The organism is Streptomyces sp. MI02-7b (assembly GCF_033793585.1).
Lineage (GTDB): Bacteria > Actinomycetota > Actinomycetes > Streptomycetales > Streptomycetaceae > Actinacidiphila.
In genome coordinates, this window is the sequence record NZ_JARAWX010000015.1 from 96,558 (window position 1) to 110,904 (window position 14,347).

The window sequence follows — 14,347 nt, forward strand, 5'->3', positions numbered from 1 at the left end:
CCCATGCAGATGATGCAAGCAGCTCGAATGCACGGATACAAAGAGCCCCTTCGCATCGACGAAGTCCCCATGCCCGACCCGGCGCCGGACGAGATCCTGCTGAAAGTCGCCGCGACCGGCATGTGCCGCAGCGACTACCAACTCCTCAACGGCTACTTCGAAGGCCCGTTCCCCGTGGACCTCCCCTACATCCCCGGCCACGAGGTCACGGGCCGCGTGGCCGGGATGGGCAGCGCCGTACCGAAGACGGTGGGCTACTCGGAAGGCGACATGGTCGTCGTCAACCCCAGTTGGGGGGACGGCACATGCCGCCAGTGCCGCGAGGGCAACGAACAACTGTGCAGCGGAAACGGCAGGTGGGTGGGCTTCGGCCCGCCCGGGGGCTTCGCCGAGTACATGGCCGTGGAATGCCGCCATGCCATCCCCGTGTCGGAGAACGCCGCGCGGGCGCCTGAGCTGCTCGCCCCGATGACCGACGCGGGCATGACCCCGTACCGCGGGATGCGCAAACTCCGGGACACCGGAAAGCTCGGCCCCGGCCGCACCGTCGCCGTCACCGGCATCGGCGGCCTGGGCAGCTACGCGGTCCAGTACGCCAAACTCCTCGGCGGCGGAGCCACCGTGGTGGCCCTCGCCCGCAAGGACGGCAAACTGGACGTGGCGAAGGAGAACGGCGCCGACTACGGGATCAACGTCCGCGACAAGTCCACCGAGGCCATCCAGGACGAGCTGGAACAGCTCACCGGACGCAGGACCATCGACGCCATCCTGGACTGCGTGGGCAGCAACGCGTCCATCTCCATGGGGTTCGACCTGCTGGGCCCCGAGGGGGTACTGGCGGCGGTGGGCCTCATGAGCCACCACGTCGAGCACAGGCAGTTCCCCTTCGTGGGGACGGAGCTGACCTACATGGGTTCCTTCTGGGGCAACCACCTGGACCTGGTCGAGGTGCTCTCCCTGGCCGAAGCCGGCCTCGTCAAGCACAACGTCACCAAAGTGGGGCTGGAGGACATCAACGACAGCCTGGAGGCCCTCGGCCGCGGCGACGTCGTCGGACGCCAGGTCATCGTCTTCGAATGACGGCGTCGGGCGCCTCTGCTGTCCGCTCCCCCGGAAGGGGGGCGGACAGCGTCACGTGCCGCCCGCGGCCATGTCGCGGTTGCCGCCACCGCGCGGCGCTATGCGCCGAGCGCTCCTCCTGGCGGGTTCGCCGGGGACGCGGCGATCTGCCGCCAGAAGCCGATGATCATCTGCTCGAACCGCAGTCCCACCTCCAGCGTGGCCCGCTGGGGCGAGCCGGGGAGGGGCCGGCCGGAGGCCACGAGCCGCTCGTACTCCGCGAGCCTGGCTTCGTGGGCCTCGATCTGCTCCGCGGCAAGCCGGACGACCGCGCTCCCCCCTTCGACGGGGGCGCCGTCGGCGTCCCCCTCCGCGGGGCCGAGGGGCTGGAAGTACAGACGCAGCAGCCCCTCGTCGTGGATCTCGGTTGTCGCCCGCGTCGGGGTGGTGAGCCACTGGCGCAGTTCGTGGCGTCCTTCGGCGGTGAGGGACAACGTGCGGCGACGGCGTCCGCCCTCCTCCTGGCGTTCGACGACCAAGCCGCGCCGGACCAGCCGGCCGGCCTCCTCGTACAGCTGCGAGCGGGGGAACGACCAGAAGTAGCCGATGCTCTCGCGGATGCGCTGGTCGAGTTGGTAGGGGGTCGCCCCGTCGTGCCTGTCCAGCAGGCCGAGGACGACATACGCACTGATCGGGAGGGCGCCCGGCATCACTGTCTCCTGGTTCGGACGTTCTGAACCTCAATATTCCAGCCTGGAACGTCCCGACCGTACCGTAGGTCACCACGGTCGAAGGGAATCAACGTGACCAGTGTGTCTCTCGGCAACCGGTACCTCACCGCGGGCAACTACGCCCCGCTCACCGAGGAGGTGAGCGCCTCCGGCCTGCCCGTCACGGGTGAGTTGCCGCGCGAGCTGAACGGCCGCTACCTGCGGATCGGACCGAATCCGCGCGGCGATGTCGACCCGGCCACCCATCACTGGTTCAACGGGGCCGGAATGGTGCACGGTGTCCGGCTGCGCGACGGCAGGGCCGAGTGGTACCGCAGCCGCTTCATCGAGAGCGAGCAGGGCGCGCCGAACACCAACGTCGTCCACCACGCCGGGCGCATCCTCACGCTCATCGAGGCCGGCAAGCCGCCGGTCGAGATCAGCCCCGACCTCGCCCGCATGGCGGTCTGGGACTGCGACGGCGCCCTGAGCCGCGGGTTCACCGCCCACCCGAAGGTGGACCCGGTGACCGGCGACATGCACGCCATCACCTACAACCCGCGTTTCAGCTCCCTTCGATATGTGGTGCTCGGAGCCGACGGCAGGGCCAGGCACAGCAGTGACATCGAGGTCGACGACGGTCCGATGGTCCACGACATGGCGCTGACCGAGACGCGCGTCGTCGTGCTCGACCTCCCGGTCACCCTGGCCGCCGCCGAGCGCCTCGCCCGGGCCGGCGGTCCCCTGACCAGGCTGCCCCTGACCTGGGACGACCGTCACGCGGCGCGCATCGGCATCCTGCCGATCGGCGGGACGGCCGAGCAGACGCGCTGGATCGAGGCGCCGCGCTGTTTCGTCTTCCACGTCCTCAACGCCCACGACAACGCCGACGGCTCGCTGACGATGGACGTCGTGCGCTACGACCGGATGTTCGTCCGCGATGTCTGGGGGCCCGGTGACGCCGAGCCCACCCTGGTCCGCTGGACGGTGAACCCGGCGCTGGGCACGGTCGGCGAAGAGGTGATCAGCGAGTACCGCGTGGAGTTCCCGCGGATCGACCCCGCGCTGACCGGACGCGCGCACCGCTACGGCTGGTTCGCCGGTTTCAGCGCACACGGCCTGAAGATCACCGACGACGTGAAGCGCGACCCGAGCGACGGCTTCGGCACGGGACCGCTGGTCAAGGTCGACACCCGCACCGGAAACACCAGCCTCCACGACTACGGTCCCGGCCGGGTCACGATGGAGCCCGCGTTCGTACCGCGCCCGGACGCCGTGTGCGAGGACGACGGCTGGATCCTCTCGGTGGTCCACGACGCCAACGCCGGCCGCGCCGAACTGGTCGTCCTCGAAGCGGCCGACCTCGACGCCGCCCCGGTCGCGAGGGTGCACCTGCCCGGCCGTGTGCCGTTCGGCTTCCACGGGAACTGGATCGACGACAACGCCATCGCGAGTTGATCGCCCGACAGCGGCCAACGTGCCTTCAGAGCACCGGCCTTCGCCGGACCGTCGTCCCGAACCCGGCGACCCTTCGACCCGGCGCCACCGCCGAGCGGGCGCGTGAGCCCATCGGTCACCCGGACCGCGCCCGCCCCGCGACCGGGTACGGAAACGGCGCGGCCGAGAGCTCAGCGGTCACGCCACGCCGGGGCGAGGGCGACGAGCATCACGGCGGCGGCGAGCGCGAAGGCGGCCGGGTAGCCGGCGCGGGCCGCCGCCGCGCCGAAGCCGACGGCGCCCAGGCCCATCCCTCCGTCGTAGGCGACGTTCCACAACGCGCTGACCGTTCCGTACCCGGATTCCGGGACCCGCGCGTACATCAGCGTCAGCGTCGCGTTCTGCGCCACCCCGAAGCCGGCGCCGAACAGCGCGACCCCGGCCAGCACCGCCACCGGACTGCTCGTCGCCGCTGTCACCAGCAGGCCCGCGGACGATGCCAGCAGGCCGGGGAGCACCAGGCGGCCCGGGCCGTGGCGGTCGCCGAACCGCCCGGCGAACCAGCGGGCCACGGTGGCCGTCGCGGGCTGGGCGAACAGCGCTGCCGCCACCAGCCCGGACAGCGACGAGGGGACGGCGACCGGCAGGAAGGTCACGATGATTCCCGCACCCAGCGCGGTCGCCGCGAACACGGCGGTGGGCCGGGCCAGGGCTCCGCCGCGCAGGCCGGCGACGACCCCCGCGTCCCGGCCCGCGGACCGTTCCCGCCCGGGCAGCCCCGGCACCACCACCATCGCGGCCAGGGCCGCCACCCCGCCCGCCGCGCACACCGGCGTGAACCCCACGTGCGAGGCCAGCCACACGCCCAGCGGCAGGCCCACCAGGGACGGCACGCCCGACACGATGCCCGCCAGCGCCAGCCCCTCGCCGCGCCGTTCGGCCGGGATCAGCGAGGCCGTCAGAGCGCCGCCGGCGACGACGGTGAGCGCGAAGCCCAACCCACGCAGCAGGCACACGCCGACGATCCACGCCATGCCGTGCCCGACGGTCAGCACCAGTGCGGGCGCACCGAGCAGCGCCAGCCCCGCGGCGAGCGCAGACCGGTATCCGAACCGGGCGACGAGGCGCGGCGTGGCCAACTCGCCGCCGACTGTGGCGAGCATCAACGCACCGGTGGCAAGGCCCGCGTCACCGCCGCCGCGCTCGGCGTACAGCGGCACCACCGACAGCAGCAGGAAGAAGCTCGCGGAGGCGCCGATCACCGTCACGAAGCGCAGCAGCAACCGCCGCGTCATCAGCGGAGGCCGGGCGGGCACGGGGGGTGTACCCGGCAGGCGTGCGGTGCCCGGGGCCGCGGCGACGGGCCGGTGACTGGGCGGCTTGGTCATGCCGTTGACGCTAAAGGCCGGCCGGCCCCCGGCTAAGCTCCAATTCCATGCCGCTGGAGTGGTCCGGTCTGTCCCCGGAACTGCTGCTCGCCCTGGACCGGGAGAGCGCCGAAGGGCTGCGCGCGCAACTGGAACGTCAGATCAGGGACGCCATCAGGGCCGGACGCCTCGGGGTCGGCGAGCGGCTCCCGTCCTCCCGCGAACTGGCCCGCCGACTGGGCGTGTCCCGCGGACTGGTCCAGGACTGCTTCGCCCAGTTGCAGGCCGAGGGCTACCTCACCACCAGGGCCGGCGCGGCCACCACCGTCGCGGCCCGCGCCTGCCCGCGACCCGCGCCGGCCCCCGAACCGCCGCCCGTACCGCGGCTCATCGCCGACTTCCGATCCGGCGTCCCGGACCTCGGATCCTTCCCTCTCGCCGACTGGCTGTGGGCGATGCGCGAGGCCGGCAACTCCCTGCCGACCGCCGCACTCGGCTACGGCGAGCCGCGGGGCGCACCCGCGCTGCGCGAAGTGGTCGCCGGGTACCAGCGACGGGTGCGGGCCGCCGCCGCCGACCCCGGGCGGACCGTCATCTGCTCCGGCTACGCCCAGGGTCTGGGCCTGGTCCTGCGCGCGCTGGCCGCCCACGGTGTCCGCACCCTGGCCTACGAGGACCCCGGCGCTCCCGGCGCGACGTCCCTGGCCGCCACGCACGCCGGGATGACCGCCGTGCCGGTGCCCGTCGACGAGGACGGCATCGACGTGGGCGCGCTGGAGGCGACCGGCGCGCGGGCGGTCCTCGTGACCCCCGCGCACCAGTGGCCGACGGGGGTGGTCATGGCCGCCGGCCGGCGGCGCGCGCTGATCGCCTGGGCGCAGCGACGTGACGCCTTCGTCGTCGAGGACGACTACGACGCCGAATTCCGCTACGACCGTGAGCCGGTCGGCTCACTCCAGGGCCTCGCCGCCGACCGCGTCGTGGCCCTCGGCACGGTGAGCAAGTCCCTCGCGCCCGCACTCCGGCTGGGCTGGCTGCTGTGTCCGCCGGCGCTCGTCGAGTCCGTCGTGGCCTTCAAGGAGGGGGACGACCGCGGATCGCCGACCCTGGACCAGGTCGCGCTCGCCCGACTGCTCGCCTCCGGGCGCTACGACCGTCACCTGCGGCGGATGCGGACGGTGTACGCGGCCCGGCGCGCCACCCTGGTCGAGGCGCTCGCGGCGCACGCGCCCGGCGTACGCCTCACCGGCCTGGCCGCCGGCTTCCACGCCGTGGCTCATCTCGCCGCGGGCCGCGACGAGGCACACGTAGTGGCGGAGGCCCGCGCTCGGCGGGTCGGCCTCTACGGGATGACGGCCAACCGCTCCGCGCCGGCCGGCACCGGCGGGGCCTGTCTCGTGCTGGGCTTCGGGAACGTGAGCGAGCGCGCGATCGCGACGGGCATCGCCGCCGTGGCCGATCTGCTGGCCGGCTGACCCCCACTCCCCCGTGGACTCGCGCGGCCCTCGCCCACCCGGACGCGGGCGGGTCCGCGGAGTCCGCGGAGTCCGCGGCGACGCGGTCGCCCGCGTGTGCGCCCGCTGTGACAGAGGGACCGCTTCGGCGCCCGGCGGCGACGCCGAGTGCACGGCGGACGACGATCCCCGGGCCGCCAGCGTCCCGGAATTGACGGGTTGTCAGGACCCGCTCACGCCCCGACCCGGCCCCCGGAGATGCTGTCAACGGCCAGCGGGTCAGGGCGTCGAACCGGTGACGGTCACCACGACGGTGACCGGTTCCGGTGTGCCGTTGCGGGCCAGGTGGTCGGTGACGGCGGACCGCACCTGCTGACGGACGTCGCGGGCGGTGTCCAGCGCGCGGCGCTCCTGGTTGAGAACGCAGCGCACTTCCACGTGCCAGCCTGACGGCTTGAGTGTGCGTTCGACCAGGATGCCCGCTTCGGGGGGCCGGGCGGCGACGCCTATGTGCTGCTGGGCACGGGCGGCGGCATTGGCGAGCCGGTAGCCGAGGCCGGGCTGCAGTCCGGCCACGCCGGGAACGGCGAGGGCGGCATGGGCCGCGGTCTGGTTGAGGTTCGCCGCTTGGAGGAGGGTCATCGGAATTCGCCTTCCGGGAGATCGGCTTCGCCGCGGGCCGTGGGAACGCCGGGCTCCAGCAGGTCCATGATCGTGACGTCGACGCCGCTGACGGCCAGGCCGAGCGTCCGGTGCGCGGCGTGGAGGACCGCTTGGCGTACGTGGTCGGCGTACTCGGGCAGCGGCCGGTCCGGCGTGGCGGCCAGAGTGAGGGCGACGTGCACGGCCCGGCCCTTTCCGGAGGGGGTCATGCGCAGACTGGCGATCTGCGCGCCGCTGACGGTGTCGGCGGCCCGGCGCAGGACTTTCGCCGCCGCGGTCTCGGCGATCTGCAGGTCTCCGGCGGGGTCGTCCAGGGGCAGCATGCGGCCGAGGCGGATCTCGGCGCGGACGGTGCGGATCACCCGGTCGGCGATGGCCTGGGCACTGGGCCGCTCCTGGGCGCCGAGGGCGCCGATCGCCTCGTCCAGGGCAGCCAGACCCTCGATGGCCTGCCGGCAGTAGGGGCAGTCGGCGGTGTGCGGATCGGTGGCGGAAGTGGCATCGCGTGCGAGCTCCCAGGCGCGGCTGAGGGGGCGCCCGCAGGGCAGCAGCTGATCACCGGCGAGCAGGGACGCGTCAGCGCCCCGGGGCGGGGCCGCACCCTCGATGCCGGCCGGCGGCGGCCCAGCCGCGGAGGGCCGTGCATGCGGGTCTTCTAGCGCCATGGGGCCATCTCCTTCATCAGGGAGCGCCTGGCTCGAAAGAGCCTGCCTCGTACGGTCTGTTCACTGGCGTCCACGATCTGCGCGATCTCCTCGTAGTGCAGGCCGTGCAGTTCCCGCAGCACCCAGCAGGCGCGCTGCTCGGGGTTCAACCGGGAAAGCGCGCGGGCGAGCGCGGCGGTGGCGGCGCCGCTCTCTGCGGCGCCGGCCGGCCCGGATCCCGTAGTGCCGGCGGTGGGCTCGGGGACGGTGTCCAGGGGTACGGCGGACGTGCGGCGGCGGAGAACGTTGAGGCACCTGTTGGTGACAATGCGGTACATCCAGGTGCGGAACGCCGCGTCGCCCCGGAACTGCGGGAGCCGCCGCCAGGCACTGATGAAAGCGTCCTGGACGGCGTCCTCGGCGTCCGAGGAGTTCCCGAGCAGATGGTGGGCCAGCGCGAGCAGGGAGGCGCTGTGCCGGCGCACCAGGACGGCGAACGCGTCGTCGTCGCCTTCACCGGCGCGTACGGCCAGCAGCCAGTCCGGTCCACCCTGCGCGGCGACGTCCGGCCGCTCGGGTGGCGTGGGTTCCTCCGGTTCCTGCACGGCCGCTCCCCTGGGTGTCGGGGCCGTCCAGCGGCTGTCCCAGGAAGCGTGTGCGGTCGGCGCGGTCAGCGCCGGAACACGCACTGCGACCCTTCGAAAACACCGCATCATTCAGTCTATATGAGATAAATGGCCGAATTCCGTGACGATTGCCGCTGGAGCGGGTCCAATCCTTTGACGGGCACTGAACCGGTGCCCGCATCGATCAAGGAGTTCCTCATGATGGACACGACCAGCCGCCCGGTATTCGCCAACGACCAGGCCGCCGACGCCGGATCGATCCTGAAGGGCGGCCGCGGCGCCGACTGCCCGGCCGACAGCCGGGGCCAGACCACCATCACGGACAGCGTGGTGGAGAAGATCGCGGCGATGGCCACCCGGGAAGTACCGGGCATCCACAACCTCGGCACCGGGATGGCCAGGGCCATCGGGGCCGTACGGGACCGGGTCCCGGGCGGACGCCCCGGCGTCGGCCGCGGCGTGACCGTGGAGGTCGGCGAACGCCAGGCCGCCATCGACCTCGACGTCGTCGTCGAGTACGGCATCTCCATCGTGGACGTGGCCGCGGAGGTCCGCACCGATGTGATCACGTCGGTGGAGCGCATGACCGGACTGGAAGTGGTCGAGGTGAACATCACCGTCGACGACGTCCACCTCCCCGACGAGGAGGACGACGAGCCGCCCCCGACCGAGGGCCGCGTGTCGTGAACCGCCCGGCGTCATCGGCCGGTCGCGACCCGCGTCGCGACGAACCGTGTGCCCAGACGGCACACTCCAGGAAATGGGTGAGTGAGAGATGAGCACAGCAGCACTGGGCCTGGTGGCAGGCATGGCACTGGGCTTCGCCGGTTACTTCGGCGGGTTCGGAGCGTTTCTGGTCGTGGCCGTCCTCGGGGCACTCGGTCTGATCATCGGCTGCTTCGCGCAAGGCGACCTTGTCGTCGGCGACTTCGTCCACCGCCGTGACGGAAGGCGCGACGAGGGAAGCCACAGGAGCGAGGGAGACCTTCCCCGCCCCCGGAGCGGCCCCAGCCACCAGACCTTCAGGCGCCCCCGGAATGACTCGACGCCGCCTCGGAGTCGAGTGCAATGACCGCGCAGCCGGCCCTTCCCGTCCATGACTCCACCCGGCACCGGGACACGGGAACAGACGGCCTGCCGCCCCCGGCCGAACGCGGCGCGACCGACATCCCCGGCAAGGTGGTGGAAAGGATCGCCGCCAGAGCGGCCCGCGAGGCCATGACCCGGCGGACGGGCCGGGCGTCGGGCCGCCGGGCGCTCGGTTCCCCCAGCGCCTCGGCCGCCGTGCACCACGGATCGGCACGGCTGGCCCTGTCCCTGGATCTGCCCTATCCCCTCGACCTCGCGCGGACCGGATCGCTGCTGCGGCATGACATCGCCGAACGGGTCGCCCAGTTGACCGGGCTGGACGTCCGCGAGGTCACGCTGACCGTGCGCCGGCTCGTCCCGGTCGAGGGCCCGGGAAGCGGAAGAGTCCACTGATCCGGCGGGGCGCCGCCGCCGAACAAGAAGCGACGCAAGGAGTGTCATGAATCCCCGACGAGAACCCGCTGTCCCCGCCCCCGTCCCCGAACCCCGCCCACCGCAGTCCCCCGCGGGGACCTCGGCGACACGGCGCGTGGCGACCGGGGGGCCAAGGCGTGACGAGTCCCCGCCCGGCCACGGCCCGGTGGGAGGCGCCGTGAGACGGAAACCCTCGCGGCGGCTGTGGTCCGCACGCCGGACCCCCGCCGCCCTCGCCGCGCTGGTGATGCTGTTCTGCGCCGGGATGCTGTTGTTCGACGTCGTGCAGGTACGGGCCGGCCAACCGGCCGCCGCCTGGCGCAAGGGGCTCTTCGACGAGTTGGCGAGCCGTCCTCTCGACGACGTGTGGATGCTCGCCGGCGCGGCCACCGCAGCCGCCCTCGGCCTGTGGCTGATCGTGCTCGCGCTCACTCCCGGCCTGCGCCGCCGGCTGCCGCTCCAGGTACCCGCCGGCCGCGGCCGCACCCGCGCCACGCTGGACCGCGACAGCGCGGCCCAGTTGCTGCGTGACGCCACCCTGCGGGTCCCCGGAGTGAGCCGGGCTCGGGTCCGGGTGCGCCGGCACCGCACCCGGGTGCGGGCGGACGTGCGCTTCCGCGACCCGCATGACGTCAAGAGCGAGATCGTCGCCGCCGTCAGGGACGAGCAGCGCAACCGGCTCGCTCTGGCCCACAGCCCGAAACCGAGAGTCCGCGCACGGCGTTCGACCTGACCGGCCGCACACCCCGGGACCACGTGACATGGAGGACGGATCATGGACACCCAAGCCAAGGTCAACCGGACACTGCTTGCCGCGGTGGGATTCGTTCTGCTGGGCGGAGGGCTCCTGGTGCTGGCCGCCGGACTGAACGTGTACCGCCGATGGGCTCTCGCGCCCCCCGACGGCTGGCCCCTGACCTCCCCGCACCAGGTCCTGCTCAGCCGTGCGGACCGGATCGCCTGGTCCGGGCAGGGATGGTGGTGGTGGCCCGCCGTGATCGCCGCCCTGGTCGTCGCCGTTCTGCTCGCCCTGTGGTGGCTGCTGGCACAACTGCGGCGGCACCGTCCCGGTCCCGTCGCAGTGGGCGGGGACTCCCCCGCCGAGGGTGTCCAAGTACGGGACAGGGCACTGAGCGACGCACTCGCCGCCGATGCCGGGCGCCTGCCAGGCGTCCGCAAGGCCACAGCACGGATGGCGGGCAGGGCCCCGCACCCCGAGGGCCGCATCGATCTCACCCTCGATCCCGACAGCACCCCCGCCCAGGTACTGGCGGACCTGCACGACGGACCTGTGGAACGAGCCCGCCGATCCGCCGGCTGGGAGCACCTCCCCACCCGCACCCGTCTGCACGTCGCCGGCCGCCGGCCGCACCGCGTCGAGTAGGCCGAGGGCGACCCGCGAAGACCGCTCACCTGGCCGAGTCTGAGCGGGACGGCGTCAGTGGCCGCGACGTACCGCTGAATGCCTCGACTCCCGCCGTCGCGTGGGTGAGGGTGGGCCGACAGTGATCGGCGGAACGGAACCGTCAGCGCGAGAGCGGGTACGCCGGAGCGGCTCAACGCGACACAGCTCCGCCCACCGCTGCAGCGGACGGGGCCGCGCCCGTGCGACGCCTGGGGAATCACCACCGCGGCGGACCCGCGGCATCGTCGCACTCTGAACGGCTACCCCCGCCCCGTGCTCCCACACCGGCACGCGGGAAGCACCCTCGCAAGACGCCGTGACGTGTCGCGGCAGCCGACGATGCGAGCGACGCCGCCCTGACCCGGCCGCCCTGAAATCTCTTCACCGCCTGGCAGCCACGGACGACATCAACGCCTTCGCCGCACGTCTCCACCCCCCGGCGTCCCTGGAGCCCGGGCCCAACCCGCCCGGCCGTCCCTCGGGTGAGGCGGGCGGCCGCGACAGGCCGCCCCCACGGCTGGTCGGCGTCGGCCGCCGCGCCGGTTACCGTTGCGGTTCCGCCTCCGACAGGATGAGTTCATGACCGAGATCCAGACCCCCCGCCTGCTCCTGCGCCGCTGGCAGGACGACGACCTGGTCCCCATGGCCGAGATCAACGGCGACCCGCGGGTGATGCGCTGGGTCGGCGACGGCTCCGTGCGCGACCTGGAACACACGGCGGAGGCCATCGAGCGGTGGGAGGAGGAGTGGGACGAGGAGGGCTTCGGCCTCTTCGCCGTCGAATTGCTCGCCTCGGGCGAACTGGCCGGTTTCACCGGCCTGTCCCTGCCGGAGTTCCTGCCCGAGGTGATGCCCGAGGTGTCGGTCTGCTGGCGGCTGGGCCCGCAGTTCTGGGGCCAGGGCTACGCCTCGGAGGCCGCCCACGCCGCGATGGAGTTCGCGCTCCAGGACCGCGGCCTGGACCGCCTGGTCGGCATCGCCCGGATCGGCGACAACGCCTCGGAGAACGTGATGCGCAAGCTCGGCATGGCGCCGGAGCGCGACACCACACACCCCGAGTACGGCTTCCCGCTGCGCATCCACTCCATCGACCTCACCCACTACCACGCCTGAAGCGGGCTGCCCGCGCGGACCCGGGCGCCGCTCCCGGGTCCCGCCCCCGCATCGGCGTGCTCGGCAGCGCGAACACGCCGATGCGGCAAGGGCGTTCAGTCGAGCCGTGCGTCAAAGGCAAGGGACTGCGCCAGTTCCTCCACACGTCGCTCCGCCAGGCCCCTGGCCACGAACCAGGCACCCACGTTGCGGACATCGCGCTCGAGGAAGGAGCGGCCCCGCGGGTTGGCGATGACGTCGACGATCTGGGGCACGTCGATGATGACGAGGCGGCCCTCGTGGACCAGGATGTTGTAGGCGGACAGGTCGCCGTGCGCGTAGCCGTCCCGCGCGAGCAGCGACAGGCCGCGGCCGAGCTGCTCCCACAGGTCGTCCAGATCGGCTTCTTCCACGCGGAGTTGGGCCAGGCGCGGGGCGGCCGTCCCGGACCGGTCCCCGATGAACTCCATCAGGATCTCCGTCCCCAGGATCTGCACCGGATAGGGCACGGCCGCCCCCGCCGACCACAGCCGGCACAACGCCGCGAACTCGGCAGCGGCCCACTGGCCCGCGATGGCCTCCTTGCCGAAGGACGTGCGCTTGGCCATGGCCCGGCTGACCCGGGACTCCTTGTGCGTACGCCCCTCCAGGTAGCCGGAGTCCCGGTGGAACATGCGGTGCTGCCCGTCGCGGTAGCGCTTGGCCGCCATCAGGGTGCGGCGGTCGGTCCCGGGCACGGCCCGTTCGATCAGGAAGACGTCGGCTTCCTTGCCCGTCTTGACGATGCCGAGCTCGGTGTCGACGGCGGCCAGGTCCGTCACCACCCATGCGGGGCGGGGCTCGGGGCCCTTCTCGGTCGGAGTCGACTGGTCCCAGGTGGACCAGCGGTCGCCCTGGGGAGGCCCGTCGGCCGCGTGGCCGGGCGGGGTGAGGCCGTCCTCGGCCTCGTAGGTGTCCTCGTCGGCCTCGGCGAAGGCGTCCGGGGTCCAGCGTGCCGCGTACTCGGAGAAGGCCTCCTCGAAGGCTTCTTCGCCGCGGTGATTGCGTCGGTTGTTGCCCTTGGGGCGGATACGGGCGAAGGACTCGCCGTCGGCAAAGCGCTCACGCACTGTGGTGATCTCCTGGGGAAGGACCCACCGCGAGGCGCGTCGGCGAAACGCGCGCCGTCAGCCGGTGGGAAGGTGACGAGACAAGGCGTCTGGCGCGCACACACGGGCGCGCCGCATCACGGCGGCATCCACGAGGACGCACCTCCTCTCTCGTCACGACCGGGCTGTCGTCCACGCCCGGCACTCCAGGAACGGCAGGATCTTACCGAGCACCACACATCGCGCAACCGATTTTCTTCCGGCGTTCGGAGTCGTTCCCGCAAAAGGCCGGTCCCGCGACGGCGCTCGTCGCGGGACCGGCCTCAGTCCGTTCACGGCTCACGCCGGAGGGCGGGCTCAGGCTTCGGTGAGCATTCCGGCACGGAGCCTGGCCAGCAGCCGGGAGAGCAGCCTGGAGACGTGCATCTGCGAGAGCCCCAGTTCGGCGCCGATCTGGGCCTGGGTCATCTCCTGGCCGAAGCGCATCTCCAGCAGGACACGTTCACGCTCGTCCAGATCGTCCAGCATGGGGGCGAGTGCCCGGAGGTCCTCGACCTTTTCCATCGCCGGGTCGCAGGCACCGATCGTGTCGGCGTAGGAGTGGCCGCCCTCGTCGCCCTCGTCCCCTGCGGGCAGGTCGAGGGAGCCCGCGGTGTAGCCGTTGGCGGCGACCATGCCCTCGATGACCTGCTCCTCGCCGATCTCCAGGTACGCCGCCAGTTCAGCCACGGTGGGCGGGGCGTCCAGGACGGTGGTGAGGTGATCGCGGGCCTTGGCCAGTTCCACCCGCAACTCCTGCAGGCGCCGCGGCACATGGACGGCCCAGGAGGTGTCGCGGAAGCACCGCTTCATCTCACCGACGATGTAGGGGACGGCGAAGGTCGTGAACTCCACCTCACGGCTGAGGTCGAACCGGTCGATGGCCTTGATCAGGCCGATCGTGCCGACCTGAAGGATGTCCTCCTGCTCCTCGGAACCACGGCCGCGGAAGCGACGGGCGGCGAAGTGGACCAGGCACATGTTCATCTCGATCAGCGTGCTGCGCGCGTAGCTGTACTCCGCTGTGCCTTCTTCGAGGCTCTGCAGCCGGTCGAAGAACAGCTTCGACAACTCGCGGGCGTCCTTGGGGGCTACCTTACCGGCGTTCTCGATCCAGGGCAGACCCGTCTCCTGAAGGGCTCGCGTGGCGGGGAGGCCACCGGAGCGTTCGATGATGCTCGTGGCCTGCTGCGTGGATTCCGTCACGTCATCACCTTTGAGTTGTCCGCCCCGTCCGTGGCCTTCTGCCCCCGAAAGCCG

General features: G+C 72.4%; 15 protein-coding genes and 1 pseudogene. 9 read left to right on the forward strand and 7 right to left on the reverse strand.

All coding sequences use genetic code 11. From position 1 onward, the window contains the following. Positions 1 to 69 precede the first annotated feature (69 nt). A complete protein-coding gene (locus PV364_RS24280) occupies positions 70 to 1,080 on the forward strand; it encodes a zinc-binding dehydrogenase (RefSeq protein ID WP_319662362.1) in 1,011 nt (336 codons plus the stop codon). A gap of 98 nt (positions 1,081 to 1,178) precedes the next feature. On the opposite strand, the gene PV364_RS24285 is transcribed toward PV364_RS24280, so the two are convergent. Beyond that, positions 1,179 to 1,769 (reverse strand): PadR family transcriptional regulator, encoded by a 591-nt coding sequence (locus tag PV364_RS24285; protein WP_319662364.1) that lies wholly within the window; start codon positions 1,767 to 1,769, stop codon positions 1,179 to 1,181. 93 nt (positions 1,770 to 1,862) lie between these two features. Here PV364_RS24285 and PV364_RS24290 point away from each other — a divergent pair, with 93 nt between their 5' ends. Beyond that, on the forward strand, positions 1,863 to 3,227 hold the full coding sequence (locus PV364_RS24290; protein WP_319662365.1) for a carotenoid oxygenase family protein: 1,365 nt from the start codon (positions 1,863 to 1,865) through the stop codon (positions 3,225 to 3,227). Positions 3,228 to 3,397: 170 nt separating this feature from the next. On the opposite strand, the gene PV364_RS24295 is transcribed toward PV364_RS24290, so the two are convergent. After that, positions 3,398 to 4,594, reverse strand: coding sequence for an MFS transporter (locus tag PV364_RS24295; protein ID WP_319662366.1), 1,197 nt, complete (start codon positions 4,592 to 4,594; stop codon positions 3,398 to 3,400). Between the two features lie 47 nt (positions 4,595 to 4,641). On the opposite strand from PV364_RS24295, the gene PV364_RS24300 reads away from it, so the two are divergent. Beyond that, on the forward strand, positions 4,642 to 6,048 hold the full coding sequence (locus PV364_RS24300; RefSeq protein ID WP_319662367.1) for a PLP-dependent aminotransferase family protein: 1,407 nt from the start codon (positions 4,642 to 4,644) through the stop codon (positions 6,046 to 6,048). A 258-nt stretch (positions 6,049 to 6,306) separates the two neighbouring features. Here PV364_RS24300 and PV364_RS24305 read toward each other — a convergent pair whose 3' ends face one another. Genes PV364_RS24305 through PV364_RS24315 form a run of 3 tightly spaced genes read right to left on the reverse strand, consistent with a single transcriptional unit; the run spans position 6,307 to position 7,939 of the window. Beyond that, positions 6,307 to 6,669, reverse strand: coding sequence for a hypothetical protein (locus PV364_RS24305; RefSeq protein ID WP_319662368.1), 363 nt, complete (start codon positions 6,667 to 6,669; stop codon positions 6,307 to 6,309). Beyond that, positions 6,666 to 7,355 carry a hypothetical protein gene (locus tag PV364_RS24310; RefSeq protein WP_319662369.1) on the reverse strand — a complete coding sequence of 230 codons (690 nt, stop codon included), beginning with the start codon at positions 7,353 to 7,355 and terminating at the stop codon, positions 6,666 to 6,668. The genes PV364_RS24305 and PV364_RS24310 overlap by 4 nt, the downstream gene beginning before the upstream one ends. Then, complete coding sequence (locus PV364_RS24315; protein ID WP_319662370.1) at positions 7,346 to 7,939, reverse strand: RNA polymerase sigma factor; 594 nt, start codon at positions 7,937 to 7,939, stop codon at positions 7,346 to 7,348. The genes PV364_RS24310 and PV364_RS24315 overlap by 10 nt, the downstream gene beginning before the upstream one ends. Positions 7,940 to 8,158: 219 nt before the next feature. Here PV364_RS24315 and PV364_RS24320 point away from each other — a divergent pair, with 219 nt between their 5' ends. The 6 genes and pseudogenes from PV364_RS24320 to PV364_RS24345 all read left to right on the forward strand — a co-directional run bounded on the left by PV364_RS24320 (position 8,159) and on the right by PV364_RS24345 (position 11,981). Beyond that, positions 8,159 to 8,647 (forward strand): Asp23/Gls24 family envelope stress response protein, encoded by a 489-nt coding sequence (locus tag PV364_RS24320; RefSeq protein ID WP_319662371.1) that lies wholly within the window; start codon positions 8,159 to 8,161, stop codon positions 8,645 to 8,647. Between the two features lie 88 nt (positions 8,648 to 8,735). Continuing rightward, positions 8,736 to 8,915 (forward strand): annotated as a pseudogene (locus PV364_RS24325) (hypothetical protein); the annotation flags it as partial. A 113-nt stretch (positions 8,916 to 9,028) separates the two neighbouring features. Beyond that, positions 9,029 to 9,442, forward strand: coding sequence for an Asp23/Gls24 family envelope stress response protein (locus PV364_RS24330; protein ID WP_319662372.1), 414 nt, complete (start codon positions 9,029 to 9,031; stop codon positions 9,440 to 9,442). A gap of 199 nt (positions 9,443 to 9,641) precedes the next feature. After that, entirely contained in the window at positions 9,642 to 10,196 is a 555-nt protein-coding gene (locus tag PV364_RS24335) for a DUF6286 domain-containing protein (protein WP_319662373.1), read from the forward strand. A 42-nt stretch (positions 10,197 to 10,238) separates the two neighbouring features. After that, entirely contained in the window at positions 10,239 to 10,847 is a 609-nt protein-coding gene (locus PV364_RS24340; RefSeq protein ID WP_319662374.1) for an alkaline shock response membrane anchor protein AmaP, read from the forward strand. A gap of 600 nt (positions 10,848 to 11,447) precedes the next feature. Beyond that, entirely contained in the window at positions 11,448 to 11,981 is a 534-nt protein-coding gene (locus PV364_RS24345; protein ID WP_319662375.1) for a GNAT family N-acetyltransferase, read from the forward strand. Between the two features lie 95 nt (positions 11,982 to 12,076). Here the strand turns inward: PV364_RS24345 and PV364_RS24350 are convergent, their stop codons facing one another. Together PV364_RS24350 and PV364_RS24355 are read right to left on the reverse strand one after the other, a co-directional pair. After that, positions 12,077 to 13,069 (reverse strand): serine protein kinase RIO, encoded by a 993-nt coding sequence (locus tag PV364_RS24350; RefSeq protein WP_319662376.1) that lies wholly within the window; start codon positions 13,067 to 13,069, stop codon positions 12,077 to 12,079. 336 nt (positions 13,070 to 13,405) lie between these two features. Continuing rightward, complete coding sequence (locus PV364_RS24355) at positions 13,406 to 14,263, reverse strand: SigB/SigF/SigG family RNA polymerase sigma factor (protein ID WP_319662486.1); 858 nt, start codon at positions 14,261 to 14,263, stop codon at positions 13,406 to 13,408. Between the last annotated feature and the right edge of the window lie 84 nt (positions 14,264 to 14,347).